The following is a 3,137-nucleotide window of genomic DNA, read 5'->3' on the forward strand; positions in this document are numbered from 1 at the left end:
CTATCTATGTATTCTTGCATTTTTCTAACCGCTTCCTCTCCAGTAACCAAGTCCTTTAGGTCTCTTTCAAGGTTTGTAGGTTTTAGCCTTGCTATCCAACCCTTGGTATACGGATAGTCGTTTATGAGGTCTGGGGTATCAAAGAGCTCTTCGTTTCTTTCTACCACCTCTCCCTCTATGACTGCTGGGACTGGTCCTGTCCACTTTCCGCTTTCAAGGCTCGCTATAGGCTTTCCCTTTGGCACATGTTTGCCTACCGCCTTTATCCTTACATTTACCATTCTCCCTGCCCTTGTTTGACCTATGTCTGTAGCTCCAACTACCACTGTGCCATCTGGCTCAAGCCTATACCATACTTGGTTTTCTATATCGTAGTAAAGCTCTGGCGGAATTTTACAGCCTTTGTATTTTACCTCGCTCATAGAGGAGTATTTTACAAGAACGCTCAAGGACAGAAATATGAGCATAAGCATAAAAGGGGTCAAGGTCTGCGGAAAATACGCCATGAGACCTCACCACCACGAGCTTTGAAGACCTCAAGGCAAAGGCTACCGCCCTTGCAAGCTCCAAACTTCCAGAGGGATAGGCTGGGATTATTTGAACCCTTCCAAGTAGGTCTTTGCCCTCGGAGTCTATTGGTTCTATGTAGTCCCTTTCAAAGGACAAGAGGGTTGCTCCAATGGGATGTGCGTGCACTACCGAAAGGTAGTCTGTCTGTAAGTATATCTCTTTGTGGACCACGAGCTCTGAGGAAGCTCTATCCGAAAGGAGATGTTCTTCCTTTAAGGGAAGGGATATAAAATCCCAATCTTGAAGGTTTCCAAGATGACTTCCTCTACGCGTTATGACTATCTTGTCCTTTAACCTTACTGATAGGTTGCCTGCCCTTGCATCTACGAGACCTTCTGTATAAAGGAGCTTTCCTACCTGCTTTAGTTTTCTTATTGCTATCTCTTCCATATGAGACTAAAAAGTATATAGGAGCTTATGCTAAAGCCAAGACCTACAAGAAGAGCAAAGTCGTTGTGGAAAACATACTCAAGCAGAGCCCAGCTGAAAAATCCAGAAAGCATGGAGGCTATGGCGGACGCTGGGTTTGAACCCTTAAAGTAAAGCCCTGCGGTAAGAGGAACAAAGAGGGATACAAGGCTCAAGGCTGAGGAGCTTGCTACAAGATGATATATGGACTCTCCAGAGAGAGCAAACATAAGGGACACAAGGGAAACTAAGACTACACAAGCCCTCGTAAGCCACAGAAAGCCTTTGTCTGAGAGATTTCTTATATATGGCTTTATAAGGTTTTCGCTAAGCACCGAGGCAGGAGCAAGCACTGCAGCGCTTGCAGTGCTCATAATGGCAGAAAGCAGTGCACCAAAAAAGAGCACCTTTGTGGGAAGGCTCGCATGCTCCATTATCATAGTGGGAAGCATAAGCTGTGGGTCTATATCCAAAAGCTCGGGATACTTCGTTCTTGCAAAAACCGCAAGGATAAGAGGTATGAGGGCTACAGTAAGATACATAAAACCTGCGGATATACTTGAAAGCACCGCAACCCTTTCGCTCCTTGATGCCATAACTCTTTGGAACACATCCTGCTGAGGGATAGAGCCAAGCCCTATGGTAATCCATGCGGATATGTAAAGGAGTATGTCCTTGAGGGTAGGCTCTGGGAGAAATCTGTAGTAATCTAATGGTTGGGAAGCAAGGACTGGAGCTATCTGAGAAAAGCCAGAGGAAACCTCATAAAGCACTGCGATTAAACCCACTATTATCATTATGGTTTGCAAAAAGTCTGTAAGGGACACCGCCCACATGCCACCCAAAAAGGTATAAAAAAGCACCACACCAAAACCCAAAAGGATACCCCACAGGAGAGGAACTCCCAACACGAGCTGAAGGATAATTCCTATGGCTACCATCTGCGCACCCACCCACCCAAAGTAGGAAAACACTATCATAAAACTTGCCACCACCTCTGCTTTTCTGCCATACACCACTCTGTAGAAATCTCCCATAGTAAGGAGGTTCATCCTGTATAGAGGCTTGGCAAAGAAAAGACCTATGAGTATAAGACACAGTGCTGCACCAAAGGGGTCTTCTATAACGCCTAAAAGACCTTCCTTTGCCATCACGGAAGAGGCACCAAGCACCGTCTCTGAGCCAAACCACGTGGCAAAGGATACAAAGGTAGCCATATAGAGGGGTAGGCTTCTACCCGCAAGTATGTAGTCCTTTGAATTTTTAACGAGCCTTGATGCCAAAACTCCTATAAGGAGAGTGCCTAATATATACAGAAGGATAAACCCCAAGAGCATGCCATTTATTTTATGAAATTTCCTCTAAGGGTTTACCCTTTGTTTCCATTCCCCTAAAAGCCCATATAACAAAGGCAACAAAGCCCACAAGCCAGAAAGAGGCAAGCCCAAGCATGGCATATTTGAAACCAAACTGAGAGAGGCTCACAAGAAAGAGGGGAGAAAAGGCACCAGAAAGCCTGCCTATTATAGACAAGATTCCTATGGCGTACGCCCTTATATAGGAGGGATATATCTCCGTTGCTATTACATAGGCAACAGAGGCAAAGGAAAAGGCTATAAGGGAGTATAGAAAGAAGGTAAGCCTTATGTCAAAACCCAAGAGGAAAGAAAGGCTAAGAAGGGCTGACGCCAAGCTAATGAGAATGCCAAGGGGAATTCTTCCCACTTTATCCACAAGCAGAGCCACCACAAGCCCGCCTATAAGCCCACCAAGACTTCCCAACGTGAGAAGTTGAGGTATTTCCTTACTGCTTAGAGAGTAAACCTCAGAAAGTATTACAGGAAGCAAGGTTATCATGCCATAGTAGGTAGTAAGGATAGTAAAACTCATGCTGGCACTAAAGAGAAAACGCCACTTGTATCTGCCTAAGATTATCCTTGACGCATCTAAGATATTTCCCTCAAAAACTGGCACTTGGCATGTCTCTTGGCTTTTTCTACCACCTGCTTGTATTTCAATTCTGCTCACTATCCTCTCCGCTTCTTCTATCCTACCCTTTGAAAGAAGCCATCTTGGAGATTCTGGAACATAAAGCCTTACAAACAGTTCCTCATCCTATAGAAAAATATTCCACAGGATGAGGTTTCGCAGGCAAGGGG

4 protein-coding genes are annotated in these 3,137 nt (G+C 45.0%); all 4 read right to left on the reverse strand.

The window, feature by feature from the left end; all coding sequences use genetic code 11:
• On the reverse strand, nucleotides 1-422 hold a 422-nt coding region (locus tag WKI49_05580; protein MEJ7621961.1), incomplete at its 3' end, for a glycine cleavage system protein H.
• Complete coding sequence (locus tag WKI49_05585) at nucleotides 394-960, reverse strand: class II aldolase/adducin family protein (protein MEJ7621962.1); 567 nt, start codon at nucleotides 958-960, stop codon at nucleotides 394-396. The genes WKI49_05580 and WKI49_05585, both read right to left, overlap by 29 nt.
• Nucleotides 948-2,315, reverse strand: coding sequence for a sodium:solute symporter family protein (locus WKI49_05590; protein MEJ7621963.1), 1,368 nt, complete (start codon nucleotides 2,313-2,315; stop codon nucleotides 948-950). Before WKI49_05590 ends, WKI49_05585 begins: the two co-directional genes overlap by 13 nt.
• Before the next feature lie 10 nt (nucleotides 2,316-2,325).
• Nucleotides 2,326-3,084 carry an MFS transporter gene (locus tag WKI49_05595; GenBank protein MEJ7621964.1) on the reverse strand — a complete coding sequence of 253 codons (759 nt, stop codon included), beginning with the start codon at nucleotides 3,082-3,084 and terminating at the stop codon, nucleotides 2,326-2,328.
• Between the last annotated feature and the right edge of the window lie 53 nt (nucleotides 3,085-3,137).

This window comes from Aquificaceae bacterium (genome assembly GCA_037722135.1).
Taxonomy (GTDB): Bacteria; Aquificota; Aquificia; order Aquificales; family Aquificaceae; genus Pampinifervens; species Pampinifervens sericum.

Bases quoted from the DNA above. Each gene is read 5' to 3' on its own strand.
- WKI49_05585 (MEJ7621962.1), bottom strand. From the start codon at position 960: ATGGAAGAGATAGCAATAAGAAAACTAAAGCAGGTAGGAAAGCTCCTT.
- WKI49_05590 (MEJ7621963.1), bottom strand. From the start codon at position 2,315: ATGCTCTTGGGGTTTATCCTTCTGTATATATTAGGCACTCTCCTTATA.